Genomic DNA, 13,793 nt, shown 5'->3' with positions numbered 1-13,793 from the left:
ACTCAGGCCATGCGTACTCCCCTGACTCTTCTGTTGCTGGCCTGCGCACTGCCCACAGCGGCAGCGAGCACGGCCAGCAAGCCCGACCCCAACGTGCGCGTGTACCGCTGTGTCAGCAGCACCGGTACCGTCGCCTTGCAGGATGCGCCGTGCAGCGGCGGCCGCCAGCAGGTGCTGGACATGCAGCGCCCCCAGGATCCGCCGCCACGCCCGGCACGCGTTCAAGCGCCCGCCCCGGCCGCCGCACCCGCGCGCGAGGTGCGCATCGTGACCGTGCAACCGCCGCAGCCGATGTACGAGTGCACCACCGAAGACGGCCAGCGCTATACCAGCGACAGCCCGGAAGGCAATCCGCGCTGGGTGCCGACCTGGGGGCCGGCCTATGTCGGCAACGGCATCGCCCCGCCTCCGCCCCCCGCTGGCACCCTGCGCCCGCCGCTACCGGTGAGCCCGCGCCCGGCGATCTCGATGCAGGGTGGTTCCGGACGCGGCAGCCTGCGCGGCAGCGCCAGTTTTGGCGGCGGCAGCTATCAAGGTGGCTATCAGGGCGGATACCACGGTGGCGACCATGGCGGCACCGTGATCGTGCCCTACGGGAATGTGCAGGTCCGCGACGAATGCCATGCCCTGCCGGAACAGGAAGTCTGCGCGCGGTTGGCAGACCGCCGCTGGGAGCTGATCCGTCGTTACAACAACGCACTGCAAAGCGAGCGCCAGGATCTCAGCCGCGAACAACGTGGCATCGAAGCGCGTCAGCAACGCGATTGCGGCGGCGCATGAACCGCACCCTGGTGGTATGCCTGCTGTTGGGCGGGGCGTGGGGCGCTAGCGCCCAGGAAGTGGCCATCTACCGTTGCACCGATCCCACCGGCGCGCTCACGGTGCAGAACATGCCGTGCCCGAAAGGCATGCAGCAACAGAAAAAGCTGATGATCGCCCCGGCCGCAGTGCCATTCGCGCCAGGCGGAGCGGCAACCGCTGCGCCTGCACGTGCCACGCAGCCACGCGCCGCTGCACCAACCGCTGCATCGGCGCCTGCCGCGCCAGCCGCGACGCCTCCCGCCACGCCAGTGCCGGCAGCGACCTCCACCTCGACACTGCCACCGCCGCCGCTGTTCGAATGCACCGCGCACGATAACGGCCGCTACTTCACCGAAGACCGCGAACCGGCCACGCGTTGCCTGCCGATGCAGACCACCAATCTGGCCGGCGGGCCGGCCACCGGTGGCGGCAGCGCCTGCGAAGTGGTCACCGACCGCTGCGCACCGGTGCCGGACCAGAGCCTGTGCGAGGCCTGGCGCAAACGTGCCGAGCAGGCCGAATCCACCTGGCGCTTCTCCGATGAGGCGCAATCGGCCGAGCGCAAACAGCGCTACGACCAGATGCGGCGCGTGCTGGATGAAAGTCGCTGCGCCAATCCCGCCGCCACGCCCTGAGCGCGCGGCGTGATCACCGGCTGCAATGCGTTACGCAAACCGCGCTACGACCAGCTGCGGCGTGCGCGGGATGATAACCGCCGCGCCAATCCTGCCGCGATGCCGTCAGCGCTGTTCCGATCATGGGCTGCACTGCATCGATGAAACGAACGTTGATCGGCATATGTCGACAGGTGTTGCCAGGTAGTCCGCGCTGTATCTCGATCAGGCGCAAGGCGGTGCAGGCGCTGCGCGACGTGACCCATCGCCCCCATGTGCACTGCCGCCGGGCGGAACCTGGGCGCCGCACAGAACGCGACGCCGCGCAGCGACGCTGTGCCCTCGCCCGCCAGCGCAATGACCGGCAACGTCGCCCTGCCGTGGCGCGGTGCTCAGAACCCGTAGCGCAGAAAGCCGCCATCCACCGCGATGCATTCGCCGGTGATGTAGCTGGCCGCCGGCAGGCATAAGAAACCCACTGCGGCGGCCACTTCTTCGGGTTCGCCGATGCGGCGCATCGGGGTGCGCTCGATCACCTGCTCGTAGTAATCCGGATCCGACAACGGCCCGGAGGTGCGGCGCGTGCGGATGTACCACGGCGCGACGGCATTGACGCGGATGCCGTCTTCGGCCCATTCCACTGCCAGGTTGCGCGTCATCTGCTGCAGGGCAGCCTTGGTCATGCCATACGGCGCACCGCTACGCACATGGGTGATCCCGGACACGCTGCCGACGTTGACGATGGCCGATGCGGCGTGCCGGGTCAGCAACGGATGCGCATAGCGCGACAGTTCGAACGCCGAAAACACGTTGGTTTCGAAGATGCCGCGCCACTCGTCCTCGGTGTAGTCGATCGCGGCGCGGGTGATGTTGCCGCCGGCGTTGTTGATCAACACATGCAGGCCGTCGGCATGATCTTCCACCCAGTCCAGGATTGCCCGGCGCTCCTCATCGTCGGCCACGTCGGCCGCCAGGCCATGCAGTTCGCGCTCGGGAAATTCCTCGGCCAGTTCATCGCGCGCCTGCGCCAAGGCATCGGCATCGCGCGCCACCATCAGCAGATCCGCGCCAAAACCCAGCAGCTCGCGCGCAATGGCCAGACCGATGCCGGCACTGGCGCCGGTGATGAGCGCGGTCTGTCCATCCAGCCGCCAGCGATGCTGTGTCACGTGGGTGATCCTCTTCAAGACGCTGAGAAACGGCCGCTGCAGCGCAGTTGACGCGCATGCGTGGGCCGAGCGTTAGGATACCGCCACCCCGAGCGAGGTCACGACGATGAAGACGCATTGGATGCTTGCAGCCTGCCTGGCGGTGTCGCTGGGCGCCTGTCAGCGGCCGCAGCCCGCACCCACCGAACAGAAGCCCGAACCGCAGGCCACCGCCTTGCGCGACCACATCCAGCAACCGCTGAACAAGGCGCACGCAGTGCAGGCCGCGACCGATCGGGCCGCCGAAGACCAGCGCAAGGCGATCGACGCCGCCACGCAGTAGAAACAACAACGCCGGCACATGGCCGGCGTTGTCGATACAGCAATCGCTGTCCAAGCGCGACGGCTCAGAACCCGCAGAAGCAGTAGGCCAGCGCCTTGACCGGCGTGCCGCCCGCCTTGCTGTCGTGCACGGCGCTCTCGACGAAGCGCAGCTGCGTGTCCACTTCCGGCAACGAGCGGGCCAGCAATGCACGTGCCATGCCCGAGTCACCCAGCATCCACGCGCCCATGCGGCTGCCGGCGAACCCGCTCATGAACTGCGAAAACGGCGTCGCCGGTTTTTCCACATAGCGCACGCGGAACTTGCCACGGCCCAGCTTGGCGCGGTCGGCCGCATCGGCCACTGCGTCCTGCATGCCGCCGAACGCATCCACCAGGCCATGTTGCTTGGCCTGCGCCCCGCTCCACACGCGACCGCGCGCGACCTTGTCGATGGCCTCCACCGACTGGTGACGCGCCTGCGCCACCTTGCCGGTAAAGTCGGCATAACCCTTGTTGATCACGGCCTGGATCACCTGGCCGGCCGCCGGGTCCAGCGGACGGGTGATGTCGAACGCACCGGCAAACCGCGTGGTGCCCACGCCGTCGGTGTGCACGCCGATCTTGTCCAGCGCGCGGGTCAGGTTGGGCACCATGCCGAAGATGCCGATGGAGCCGCTGATGGTCGACGGGTCGGCGTAGATGCGATCGGCATTCATGCTGATCCAGTAACCGCCGGACGCGGCCAGGTCGCCCATCGACACCACCACCGGCTTGCCGGCCTGCTTGAGCGCAACCACTTCACGGCGGATCTGTTCGGAGGCGAACACTTCGCCGCCGGGCGAATCCACCCGCAGCACCACCGCCTTGACCTCGTCGTCGTCGCGCGCCTGGCGCAGCAACGCCGCGGTGGACTCGCCGCCGATGCGCCCGGCCGGCTGCTCGCCGCCACTGATTTCGCCGGCGGCCACCACCACGGCCACCTGCGGACGGCTGTCCATCGGCGAGCGCTGCGCCTGCAACTGGCTCAGGTAATCGTTGTAGCCGATGTTGCGGAAACCGCTGTCGGCATCGCTGTCGGCCACGCCGCGCTTGGTCAGCAGGGCATCGACGTCTTCGCGGGTCTTGAGCCCGTCGACCAGCTTCTGCTGCAGCGCAAACTTGGCCAGGTCGCCACCGGCGGCCACCACGCCCTCCGGCAGGGTGTCGATGCCGGCGGCCAGCTGCGCGGGCGTGAGCTTGCGCGCGGCGCCGACATCGGCCAGATAGCGCTGCCACACATCGTTCATCCAGAACAGGTCCGCTTCCTTGGCGTCGGCCGAGGCCGCGTCGAGGATGTAGGGCTCGGCTGCAGACTTGTATTCGCCGACGCGGAACAGGTGCACGTCCACGCCGAGCTTGTCCTGCAGGCCTTCGCGGAAATACTGGCGATAGCGGCCAAGCCCTTCCAGCAGCACGCTGCCCATCGGGTCCAGATAGACCTCGTTGGCCTGCGCGGCCAGCAGGTACTGGCCCTGGCTCATGCTTTCGCTGAAGGCCACGATCTGCTTGCCGGAGGCGCGCAGCTTCTGCAGCGCGGCGGCCACTTCGCGCTGCGAGGCGAAGCCGGCCGGCTGCAGCTTGTCCAGGTTCAACAGCACCCGCTCGATCTTGCGGTCCTTGCCGGCCGCCTCGATCACCCGCACCAGGTCGCGCAACTGCACTTCTTCGGCGCTCTTGTCACCCACCGCCTTGGCGAGCGACCGGCTCACTGGGTCGGCGCTGAACTGCTCGACCAGGGTGCCTTCAGGGTTGATCACCAGGGTGGTGCGCTCGGCCAGCGGTTTGGTCCCGTCGCCGCGCGCGATCGCCACCACGAACAGCAGCAACAGCAGGAACAGAAAGCCAAAGAACACCAGGTTGAAGATCAGGCGCCGGGTGAAATTCATCACGTCCCACAGGCCGACAAAGAAGCTGGCGATGGGATTGCGACGCACGGGGTGGTTCATGGAAAACTCCGTCGAAAAGACGCTGCGTACAGATGATGGTGTGCAGCATACCGGCTGCGCTGCGCGCGCGGCATGCGCTGAAAGTCAGGGGGCCACGCGGGCCGTCAATCGCCGGCTGGTATGGCGGAAGCGCAAGCCCATCAGGACCGACGCCACGGTCAGGCCCAGAATCAACCCGATCCACATGCCCTGCGGCCCCCAGCCCAGCCCCAGGCCGAGCCCGGCGCCGATCGGCATGCCCACGCCCCAGTACGACACCATCGCCAGGAACATCGGCACGCGGGTGTCCTTGAGCCCGCGCAGCGCGCCGGCCGACAGCACCTGGATGCCATCGGGAAACTGGAAGGTGGCGGCAAACAGCAGCAACACCGAGGCCAACGCGGCCACTGCCGCATCGTCGGTATAGACGCCAACGATGGCGTCGTGGCCCAGCAGCAGCGCGCTGGCCGACAGCGCCTGGGTGCCCAGCACGATGGCGTAACCGGCCCAGGTGGCGCGACGCATCGCCAGCGGGTCGCCGCGGCCGACCGCGTGGCCCACGCGCACGGTGGTGGCCTCGGCCACGCCCATCGGCACCATGAAGCACAGCTGCGCGACGTTGATGGCGATCTGGTGTGCGGCCGCTTCGGTGGAGCCCAGCCGGCCGATCAACAGGGCGGTGACGATGAACAGGCCGCCTTCCATCAACACGGTGATACCGATGGGCAGGCCGGTACGCAACAGATCGCCGATGGCGCGCCAACGCGGCCCTTCCAGGTGGGTGAACAATTCCAGATGCGCAAAGCGCCGCGCCCGCCACAGGTACAGCGCAAAGACACCGGCCTGCACCCACATGGTGATCGCCGAGGCCATGCCCAGCCCTTCGGCGCCGTGCTCGGCCAGGCCCCATTTGCCGTAGGTGAGCGCATAGCCCAGCGGCGCCAGCACCAGCAGCCCGCCAAACCCCAGCAGCATGGTCGGCAGCGTCCAGTGCATGCCTTCGCTGAGATAGCGCATGCAGAAATAGAACGTCAGCGCCGGCACGCCCCAGCGCACCGCATGCAGGAAGTCGGTGGCCCCCGGCACGATGTCCGGCGCAATGCCGAAGGTGGGCAGCAGCGGCGGCACCACGCTCAGAAACGCGAACATCAATGCGCTCAAGCCCAGCGACAGCCACAACGCCTGACGAAACAACGGGCCGATCTCGCGCTCGCGCCCGGCGCCGAGCAGTTGCGAGACCGAAGCGGTCAGCGAGATCAGCGTGCCGATCGGCACCAGCATCGGCAGCCACAGCAGCGAGGTCCCGATGGTGACCGCCGCCAGCGTGGCAGTGCCGTGGTGGCCGGCGATGACGTTGTCGGTGAAGCCGATCAGGCCGGTGGAGACGTGCCCGAGCACCAGCGGCAAGGCCAGCAGGCCGGTGGTGCGCACTTCCGCGGCGAAGCCTGGGGTCGCGGACGTGGGTGCAGAAGGAACAGACATGACAAACCGATCGCTGCGCGGACTACGGCCGTACCGGGAGGCGCTGGCACCGGGTCGCGTGGGGCCGCTATCTTACGCGCAGTTTTCGACAGCGGCCTGACGCGCGCCTGGGCACTGCCGCCGCGCTCGCTCGCGCAGGCGGGGCAACACAACGCGGCACGCCAATCCCGGCCAGCCGCGCGATCATGCTGTACCGTGCGCCCGACATGGCCCTTGGGGTGGCCGTGCCAGCCGCTACCCCCTTGCTGGTGCTGGTGCCGCTGTTTGCGTTGCTGTTACGGGTGTTTCACCTGCGCAGCGTGCGGGTGTATCTGCTGTGGATGCAGCGACGGGTGTACGGACAGTCGTGGCCGGTGACCGTGCTGAAGTATCTCGGCCTGGGCAGCGTGTACTCCGTCGTCCTCGCGCTGGCAGCCGCATTCCTGATGGTGGCGAGCCTGGCGCGCCTGTGTTCGAACACGGCATGCGTGACATCGCCATGGTGCTCCGGCTGCCCAAGGTCTGACGCAGTAACGGCGCGACCTGGCCGCGGACGGTTCCGAATGGCGAGCCGCGCATGGGCCGTACCGCCTCGGTGACACCCACCAAGCCGGGACAGCCCGCTGACTGTCATGCAGTCGCACCGCGCAGGGCGAGGCAGGGACGCGCCGCCTTCCGGTGTCCTGCGGCGATCAGCGCGCCAGTTGCCGCTTCAGCCAGGCACTGCGGGTGGCCGGGGCTTCGGCCAGCAAGGCCTCGCGCAGGCCATCGCGCTCCTGCGGCGGCGTGCGTTGTGCCAGCACCGCCAGCTGCTCCAGCTGGCCGGCATCCAGGCTGCGCAGGACCGCCAGCACACGCTCGCGCTGCGCCACCGGCACATAGCCGATCAGCGGCTGCAGCTGCGGGTAGAACGCCCCCAGCTGCGAGCCCAGACGCCAGCCGTCGCGGTGCAGGCGGTCCATCGCAGTGAACTGGGTCCGCAGTGCACGCTGCTGGTCGTCGGGCAGCCCATGCAGGCGCTCGCGCGCCTGCCGCAGCACCACCTTGTCGGTGGCGGTCAGATCCTTCCAGGCCCCGTAGCGCGCGCGCAGGTCGGCCTGTTGTGCCGGGGTCAGCGCCGCCCAACGGGCACGTTGCTGCGCAGCGCTGGGCGCGGCCGGGGCCGCCGCAGCACTGCCTTCGTCCAGTGCTGCGGGCAAGGCCTGCGCACAGGCAATGCCAGTCATCGCCAGCATCAACAAGCCAGACCACTTATTGATCGTCATCGACCGTCTCCAGTGGTGCAGAAGGCAGCTCGGCAGCGGTGGCATGCGCGCCGGACTCGTCCTTGGGGACCGGGTGGCCGGCGGCGTACCAGGCATAGAAGTCCGCCGAGCGCGCCAGCTCCAGGTCCGGGTCGGCCAGCATGGCCTGATCGCGCGGGTCCGGGCCGGCGGCCGCGGCGGAGTCCGGCAGGTCGGCGGCCGGAAGCTCCTCCACCAGGACTGGCGCGGCGTCGGTCACGTGGAGCACGCCGGCGGGCGCCTGCGAGACCGGCTCGGGCGGCAGCGCCGGCCGGCGGTGCGTCCACCACCAGCCCACCACCGCCAGCAGCAGGGCCAGTGCCAGCACGCCCAGGCCGATGCCGGCGTGGCGGCGGGTGACCTGCGGCCAACGCCACGACCGCTGTGCGCGCACACGCGACTGGCGCTCCACTGCTGGTGCGGTTTGTGCCGGTGTGGCCGGGGGCTGCAACGGCACCCCGGCCAGGGCTGCATCGCGCAACTGGCTGAGCCGGGTCAGCTGGGCTGGACCGAGCTCGCGCAGTTCCTGCTGCGCCGCTTCCGCCAATACCCGCCAGGCCTGCGCGTCCGGGTTGCCGGCCGCATCGCGCGGGCAGGCCCGCGCCAGCGACTGCCGGTAGTCGGCCGCCGCGATGCCCTGCACCTCGCTGGCGGCATCTTCTTCCAGCCCAGCGACGATCCGCAGCAACAACGCCAGGCGGTCGGTCGTCTGCATCCGGCCCAGCGCGGTGAACGGTGGCAGCCAGGTGCCGGGCATGGGTTCGCGGCGCAGCGGCGGCGCGGTGGCCAGCAGGCTCCAGAAGCGCATCGGCCAGCCAGCCATCGGGCGTCCCGCCGCCTGGCTGCTGAAGGCGCGCAAGGCGGCGGCCAGCGCTCGCTCGGCGGCGGCCAGGTCGCCACATTGCAACTGCGCCAGCACCAGACCCCGGCGTTCCACGCCCCGCAGGAAGGCTGACAGCGCGGCAGGTGTCACGGGGGCGTCGGGGACTACGGTCATGTGAACTCCAGCATCGGCCGGCATGATACCGACGCAGGTCCGCCACGCCGACCGCTTGACAGATCGCGCCGCCGTTGCTCCGGTCGCGACCGCTGGTCACACACGTTGTGCACAGCGGCAGGCATACCGATACGCCCCCGTCTGTCAACTGTTGTTTTTTCTTTGTTGCAATCGTGTTTCACGCCTAAGTGATTGATACATATTGCATTTCATCGGATGGCGAAAAAATGTCCAAGAGGTTGCCAAGGCAAGTGAATCCGCCTTCACGGCGTGGAGCACGCGGTTAATTCACAGGTTTATCCACAGGCAGTGTGGATAAACCCGTTTCTTGAGTCCTCACATAGGTTTACGTCGTATTTATCACTTGGGTCACAGAAAGACGCTGCAAGTGATCACGCGCCCTTCACGCCCCGAAGTGCGCGGGACAGGTCCGCTGGACACAGCCGGTAGACTTGGCGGATGCCTTCGACTGTGCCCACCTTGCGCGTCGCCCTGCCGGTGCCGCTGCCCCAGCTGTTCGATTACCTGCCCCCGGCCAACGTGCCAGGCGCCGATCCGGCGCGGGTCGGTTGCCGGCTGCGTGTGCCGTTCGGCTCGCGCGAGCTGATCGGGGTGGTGGTGGAAATCGGCCGGCAGCCGTCGGCCGAAGGCTTGCGCCCGGCACTGGCCTGGTGCGACGACACGCCGCTGCTGGTGAATGAACTGGCCCGCTCGCTGCAGTGGCTGGCCCGCTATACCCATGCCCCGCTCGGCGAGGCCCAGGCCAGCGCCCTGCCCGGCCCGCTGCGCCGCGGCGAGCCCCTGGCCGACACCCACGCCTGGGCCTGGCAGCTGACCGAAGCCGGGCACACCGCCGCCAGCAGCCTGCGCGCCGGCAGCCGGCCGGCGTTGCTGGCCGGCCGGCTGCAGGCCGGCGCCGTGGGCGAAGAGCAGCTGGACCCGTTGCTGCCGCAGTGGCGCGAGGCCGCCCGCACCCTGGCCAAACGTGAGCTTGCCGAACGCGTGGCAGTGCCGGCCAATGCCATCCCGGCCCGCCCCGGCAGCGGGCCGGCGCTCAACGACGAGCAACAGGCGGCCGCCGCTGCCGTCCGCGCGCAGACCGGCTTTGCCACCTACCTGCTCGACGGCGTCACCGGCAGCGGCAAGACCGAGGTCTACCTGCAGGCGATCGCAGACTGCCTGACGGCCGGCAGGCAGGCGCTGGTGCTGGTGCCGGAGATCGGCCTGACCCCGCAGACGCTGGGGCGCTTCCGCGCGCGCCTGGGCGTGCCGGTGCACGCGCTGCACTCGGGGCTCTCCGATGGCGAACGCGCCCGCGTCTGGGCTGCGGCCTGGCGCGGCGAGGCCAAGCTGATCGTGGGTACCCGCTCGGCGGTGTTCACCCCGCTGCCCAACGCCGGCCTGATCGTGATCGACGAAGAACACGACGGCAGCTACAAGCAGCAGGACGGCATCCGCTATCACGCCCGCGATTTCGCCCTGGTCCGCGGCAAGGCGCTGGACGTGCCGGTGATCCTGGGCAGCGCCACGCCATCGCTGGAAAGCCTGCACAACGCCTATTCCGGCCGCTACCGGCACCTGCGGCTGTCGCGGCGTGCCGGCGAGGCGCGCCCGCCGCGGGTCCGGGTGCTGGACGTGCGCAAGCGCCCGCTCAAGGACGGATTGTCGCCAGAGGTGCTGGCTGGCATCGGCGCCACCCTGACGCGTGGCGAGCAGGTGCTGGTGTTCAAGAACCGCCGCGGCTATGCACCGGTGCTGCTGTGCCACGACTGCGGCTGGACCGCCGCCTGCCAGCGCTGCAGCACGCCGCTGCACCAGACGCCCATGACCGTGCATGCCGGCGGCCGACGCCTGCAATGCCACCACTGCGGCGCGCGCCAACCCGCACCGCTGGCCTGCCCGGCCTGCGCCAGCCTGGCGCTGCAGCCGCAGGGCATCGGCACCGAGCGGCTGGAAGAGCGCCTGACCGAGGCCTTCCCGGATGTCCCGGTGGTGCGCATCGACCGCAGCACCACCCAGCGCCGCGACGCACTGGAGATCCAGCTCGCCCGGCTCGGCAGCGACGCCGGCATCCTGGTCGGCACCCAGATCCTGGCCAAGGGCCACGACCTGCCGCGGTTGACCATGGTGGTGGTGGTCGGCATCGACGAAGGCCTGTTCTCGGCCGACTTCCGTGCCGCCGAAAAGCTGTCCCAGCAGCTGATCCAGGTAGCCGGACGCGCCGGACGCGCCGATCGCCCCGGCGAGGTCTGGCTGCAGACCCATCACCCCGAACACCCCTTGCTGCAGACCCTGGTCAACGGCGGCTACCACGCCTTTGCCGATGCCGAACTGCAGCAGCGCGAGGCCGCCGGCTTTCCACCGTTTGCGCATCTGGCGCTGTTCCGCGCCGAAGCAAAGGATGTCGCCGCCGCTAATCAGTTCCTGCTGGCGGTACGCGGGCTGACCGCCGACGAGTGCTCGGCGCAGTCGCCGGCGTTTGCGGCTGTGGAATGCTATGGCCCGATGCCTGCCCCGATGCCACGCCGCGCCGGGTTCCAGCGCACCCAGTTGCTGCTGTCCGCCCAGCAACGCTCGGCGCTGCACCGGTTGCTCGACACCCAGTTGCCGGCGATCTACGCACTCCCGCAGGCACGCCGCGTGCGCTGGTCGCTGGATGTGGATCCGATCGATCTGTATTAGTGCAGGGCGTATCGCACATGGGGCAGCAGCCAAACCGAAGTTTTGCGCGGTGTGCCCAGGTCCTTGATCGCGCGTGGCGTGATCCTTTGTAGGAGCGCACCTGGGCGCGATGGGGCGTTACCGGGAATGCCATCGCGCCCGGTTGCGCTCCTACAACACCGCGAGCCAACAGGCCACAGGTGTCCTCACGTTTTTGTAGGAGCGCGCTTGCGCGCGATGGGGCGTTACTGGGAATGCCCTCGCGCACAAGTGCGCTCCTACAGAAAACGCGAGCTATTTGGTCGCGCGATGTACGAGGCCTGTGTCCTTGCAGCAACGTGCCGTGTCGGCAGCACGTGCGGCGCCTGCCATGGACCATGCTGGCCTGAGCGGAAACGCGAAACTCAGGTCAGCGCCGTCATCACGCCACGCTGGTAGGCCGGCCGCGCACGCAAGCGCTGGTACCACGCCTGCAGGTGCCGCAGCGCCGGTCGCTCGATCGGCATTTCGAACCAGGCGTAGATGAAGCTGCCCAACGGAATGTCGCCCATCGCAAAGCGCTCGCCGGACAGATATGGCTGCTGTGCCAATGCCGCATCGGCGCGTGCCAGCAGCTCGCCCGATTGCGCCAGTGCCGCGGCGATACGTGTGGCATCGCGCTCGGCCTCCGGTGTGCGCACAACGCCCCAGAACAAATCACGAAACACACTGGCAAACGTCGATGTAGTCCAGTCCATCCAGCGATCCCCCCGCGCGCGCTCGGCCGGTGATTGCGGGTACAGCGCCGGCGCGTACTGCGCCGCCAGATAGCGCACGATCGCATTGGATTCCCATACCACCAGCGTGCCGTCCTGCAAGGTCGGCACCACGCCATTCGGGTTCAATGCACTATACGCCGGCGTGTCGTTACCGCCGAATGCACCGCCAACCTCGATCGAGGCATAGGCCACGCCGGCTTCTTCCGCGCACCACAACACCTTGCGCACATTGCTTGAATTCCGACGTCCCCAAATCGTGATGGCGGGCATCGCGGCAGCGGGCCCATTTGCGTCATGCGTCATGCTCAGCCCCCTGCTGCAGGTTTGGCTGGCGCGCGCGCCGGGCGCTTGGCAGCAGCCGCCGGTTGCGCCGCCGCAGTGGCGGACTGCGTCGGTTTGCCGCGCCCACCCTTGGGCGTATCGCGCACCCACAATGCCTGCTCGTCTTGCTTGATCTCGAACAGGCCGATCGCGCGCACCAGGTCACTGAGTTTGCGGTAGCCGTAGTTGCGTGGATCGAACGAGGCCTGGTTGGCGACTTGCTTGCCCACCGCGCTCAGCAGCGCCCAGCCGTCGTCTTCGCAAGCGCTGACGATCGCATTGCGCAGCATCTGCACCAGCCGCGTGTCGCTGCGCAATGCAGTGGCGTCCTTGCGGCCGGCCGCGCTGTCGCTGGCGGCCGCAGCCTGCTCGCCCAGCGCTTCGACATAGGTGAACTTGGAACACGCATTGACGAACGGCGCCGGGGTTTTCTGCTCGCCAAAGCCATAGACCTTCATGCCGTCGGTCAGCAGACGCATCACCAATGGGGTGAAATCGGCATCGCTGGAGACGATCGCAAACCCATCCAGATTGCGTGCATACAACAGGTCCATCGCATCGATCACCATCGCCATGTCCGAGGCGTTCTTGCCGGAGCTGTAGGCAAATTGCTGGATCGGCCGGATCGCGTAATCGTGCAATGCCGCTTCCCAGCCTTTCAGGTGCGGGCTCTTCCAGTTGCCGTAGGCACGGCGCACGTTGGCCACGCCATAGCGCGCCACTTCTGCCAGCACCACATCGATCTTGCCGGCCGGCGCGTTGTCGGCATCGATCAGCAAGGCGATCCGCTTGTCGGGATTGTCGGTCATGCTCATGGCTCCACTATTGTCTCAGGGGCGGTGTCGCGTGCGGGATCGGTGTCCATTTCTGATGGGGCATCGGGTATCTCAACGTCTGTAGTCGCTGCCGCCGGCAAGGTGTACTCGGTGCCATCGCGCAAGGTGAGCAGCCCCTCGCTGAGAATCTCCTGATCGGCGCCGGCACTGGTCCAGGTCGCCGCGACGCGACCAGCGCCGCGATCGCCTTCCACGTCGAAGACGAACTCTTCGCCCTCCGCTGCCATCCCGGTGCGCAGCAGATCCACGCGCATGCTGCGGATCTGGCCGATGTGGTCCTGCACCACGGCGTCTTCCTGCAGCGCAGTGCGCGCCTGGTCAGCAAACATCGACCAGCCGGTGCCGACCAGCCACAGCCCCGCAGCAAGCACCACCATCCCGAACACGCTCGCACAGGCCAGGATGCCGATCAGGCCGATGGCCACGCCACTGCGTGGCTGTCTGACCGCAGTCGCAGGAGCAATGTTTGCTGCTGCGCTGTGCGCCGGGGCAGGCGGCAGCGGTGGCAGGGGCGGTGGCAGTGAAGACATGCAATGACCGTCGGCAGCAGATGCGACATGATGCCGCAGGCGTGCGACGCCCACGCGTCATGTTCATTGGCGATTTGGCATGCTGTCGCGCCCGC

The 13,793-nt window shown here is 68.4% G+C and carries 12 protein-coding genes and 1 pseudogene; 5 read left to right on the top strand and 8 right to left on the bottom strand.

Annotated elements, in window-relative coordinates:
- Positions 1-9: 9 nt before the first annotated feature.
- On the top strand, positions 10-780 hold the full coding sequence (locus tag ABQZ09_RS05920) for a DUF4124 domain-containing protein (RefSeq protein ID WP_349776383.1): 771 nt from the start codon (positions 10-12) through the stop codon (positions 778-780).
- Positions 777-1,436: a DUF4124 domain-containing protein gene (locus tag ABQZ09_RS05915; RefSeq protein WP_349776382.1), complete on the top strand. Its 660-nt coding sequence runs from the start codon at positions 777-779 to the stop codon at positions 1,434-1,436. The genes ABQZ09_RS05920 and ABQZ09_RS05915 overlap by 4 nt, the downstream gene beginning before the upstream one ends.
- A 371-nt stretch (positions 1,437-1,807) precedes the next feature.
- Here ABQZ09_RS05915 and ABQZ09_RS05910 read toward each other — a convergent pair whose 3' ends face one another.
- Complete coding sequence (locus ABQZ09_RS05910; protein WP_228314798.1) at positions 1,808-2,584, bottom strand: SDR family oxidoreductase; 777 nt, start codon at positions 2,582-2,584, stop codon at positions 1,808-1,810.
- 106 nt (positions 2,585-2,690) lie between these two features.
- Here ABQZ09_RS05910 and ABQZ09_RS05905 point away from each other — a divergent pair, with 106 nt between their 5' ends.
- Complete coding sequence (locus tag ABQZ09_RS05905; protein WP_184555604.1) at positions 2,691-2,906, top strand: hypothetical protein; 216 nt, start codon at positions 2,691-2,693, stop codon at positions 2,904-2,906.
- Positions 2,907-2,970: 64 nt separating this feature from the next.
- Here the strand turns inward: ABQZ09_RS05905 and sppA are convergent, their stop codons facing one another.
- Both sppA and ABQZ09_RS05895 read right to left on the bottom strand, forming a co-directional pair.
- Positions 2,971-4,872: a signal peptide peptidase SppA gene (sppA, locus tag ABQZ09_RS05900; RefSeq protein WP_104581298.1), complete on the bottom strand. Its 1,902-nt coding sequence runs from the start codon at positions 4,870-4,872 to the stop codon at positions 2,971-2,973.
- 84 nt (positions 4,873-4,956) lie between these two features.
- Entirely contained in the window at positions 4,957-6,333 is a 1,377-nt protein-coding gene (locus ABQZ09_RS05895; RefSeq protein WP_349776381.1) for an MATE family efflux transporter, read from the bottom strand.
- Positions 6,334-6,542: 209 nt separating this feature from the next.
- Here ABQZ09_RS05895 and ABQZ09_RS05890 point away from each other — a divergent pair.
- A pseudogene (locus ABQZ09_RS05890) lies at positions 6,543-6,782 on the top strand (hypothetical protein); the annotation flags it as partial.
- Positions 6,783-7,004: 222 nt separating this feature from the next.
- Here the strand turns inward: ABQZ09_RS05890 and ABQZ09_RS05885 are convergent.
- Both ABQZ09_RS05885 and ABQZ09_RS05880 read right to left on the bottom strand, forming a co-directional pair.
- Positions 7,005-7,577, bottom strand: a complete 573-nt coding sequence (locus ABQZ09_RS05885; protein WP_184555596.1) for a DUF3106 domain-containing protein — start codon at positions 7,575-7,577, stop codon at positions 7,005-7,007.
- Positions 7,564-8,592 carry a hypothetical protein gene (locus ABQZ09_RS05880; RefSeq protein ID WP_184555593.1) on the bottom strand — a complete coding sequence of 343 codons (1,029 nt, stop codon included), beginning with the start codon at positions 8,590-8,592 and terminating at the stop codon, positions 7,564-7,566. The genes ABQZ09_RS05885 and ABQZ09_RS05880 overlap by 14 nt, the downstream gene beginning before the upstream one ends.
- A 459-nt stretch (positions 8,593-9,051) precedes the next feature.
- Between ABQZ09_RS05880 and ABQZ09_RS05875 the strand changes: the two genes are divergently transcribed.
- On the top strand, positions 9,052-11,274 hold the full coding sequence (locus ABQZ09_RS05875) for a primosomal protein N' (RefSeq protein ID WP_349776380.1): 2,223 nt from the start codon (positions 9,052-9,054) through the stop codon (positions 11,272-11,274).
- A 383-nt stretch (positions 11,275-11,657) separates the two neighbouring features.
- Here ABQZ09_RS05875 and ABQZ09_RS05870 read toward each other — a convergent pair whose 3' ends face one another.
- Genes ABQZ09_RS05870 through ABQZ09_RS05860 form a run of 3 tightly spaced genes read right to left on the bottom strand, consistent with a single transcriptional unit; the run spans position 11,658 to position 13,698 of the window.
- Positions 11,658-12,281, bottom strand: coding sequence for a glutathione S-transferase family protein (locus tag ABQZ09_RS05870; protein WP_349776542.1), 624 nt, complete (start codon positions 12,279-12,281; stop codon positions 11,658-11,660).
- Positions 12,282-12,316: 35 nt separating this feature from the next.
- Positions 12,317-13,147, bottom strand: a complete 831-nt coding sequence (locus tag ABQZ09_RS05865; RefSeq protein WP_349776379.1) for an NYN domain-containing protein — start codon at positions 13,145-13,147, stop codon at positions 12,317-12,319.
- Positions 13,144-13,698, bottom strand: coding sequence for a hypothetical protein (locus ABQZ09_RS05860; protein ID WP_349776378.1), 555 nt, complete (start codon positions 13,696-13,698; stop codon positions 13,144-13,146). The genes ABQZ09_RS05865 and ABQZ09_RS05860 overlap by 4 nt, the downstream gene beginning before the upstream one ends.
- Positions 13,699-13,793: the final 95 nt, after the last annotated feature.

Origin of the sequence: Xanthomonas sp. WHRI 6106, assembly GCF_040202405.1 — a bacterium.
Classification (GTDB): Bacteria; Pseudomonadota; Gammaproteobacteria; order Xanthomonadales; family Xanthomonadaceae; genus Xanthomonas; species Xanthomonas cannabis.
Note: the sequence above shows the minus strand (reverse complement) of the source record. Positions and strands in the feature narration are given on the sequence as shown.

Coding starts and splice junctions, on each gene's coding strand:
- ABQZ09_RS05895 (WP_349776381.1), bottom strand. CDS start 6,333: ATGTCTGTTCCTTCTGCACCCACGTCCGCGACCCCAGGCTTCGCCGCG.
- ABQZ09_RS05915 (WP_349776382.1), top strand. CDS start 777: ATGAACCGCACCCTGGTGGTATGCCTGCTGTTGGGCGGGGCGTGGGGC.
- ABQZ09_RS05870 (WP_349776542.1), bottom strand. CDS start 12,281: ATGCCCGCCATCACGATTTGGGGACGTCGGAATTCAAGCAATGTGCGC.
- ABQZ09_RS05920 (WP_349776383.1), top strand. CDS start 10: ATGCGTACTCCCCTGACTCTTCTGTTGCTGGCCTGCGCACTGCCCACA.
- ABQZ09_RS05885 (WP_184555596.1), bottom strand. CDS start 7,577: ATGACGATCAATAAGTGGTCTGGCTTGTTGATGCTGGCGATGACTGGC.
- ABQZ09_RS05905 (WP_184555604.1), top strand. CDS start 2,691: ATGAAGACGCATTGGATGCTTGCAGCCTGCCTGGCGGTGTCGCTGGGC.
- ABQZ09_RS05860 (WP_349776378.1), bottom strand. CDS start 13,698: ATGTCTTCACTGCCACCGCCCCTGCCACCGCTGCCGCCTGCCCCGGCG.
- ABQZ09_RS05865 (WP_349776379.1), bottom strand. CDS start 13,147: ATGAGCATGACCGACAATCCCGACAAGCGGATCGCCTTGCTGATCGAT.
- sppA (WP_104581298.1), bottom strand. CDS start 4,872: ATGAACCACCCCGTGCGTCGCAATCCCATCGCCAGCTTCTTTGTCGGC.
- ABQZ09_RS05880 (WP_184555593.1), bottom strand. CDS start 8,592: ATGACCGTAGTCCCCGACGCCCCCGTGACACCTGCCGCGCTGTCAGCC.
- ABQZ09_RS05875 (WP_349776380.1), top strand. CDS start 9,052: ATGCCTTCGACTGTGCCCACCTTGCGCGTCGCCCTGCCGGTGCCGCTG.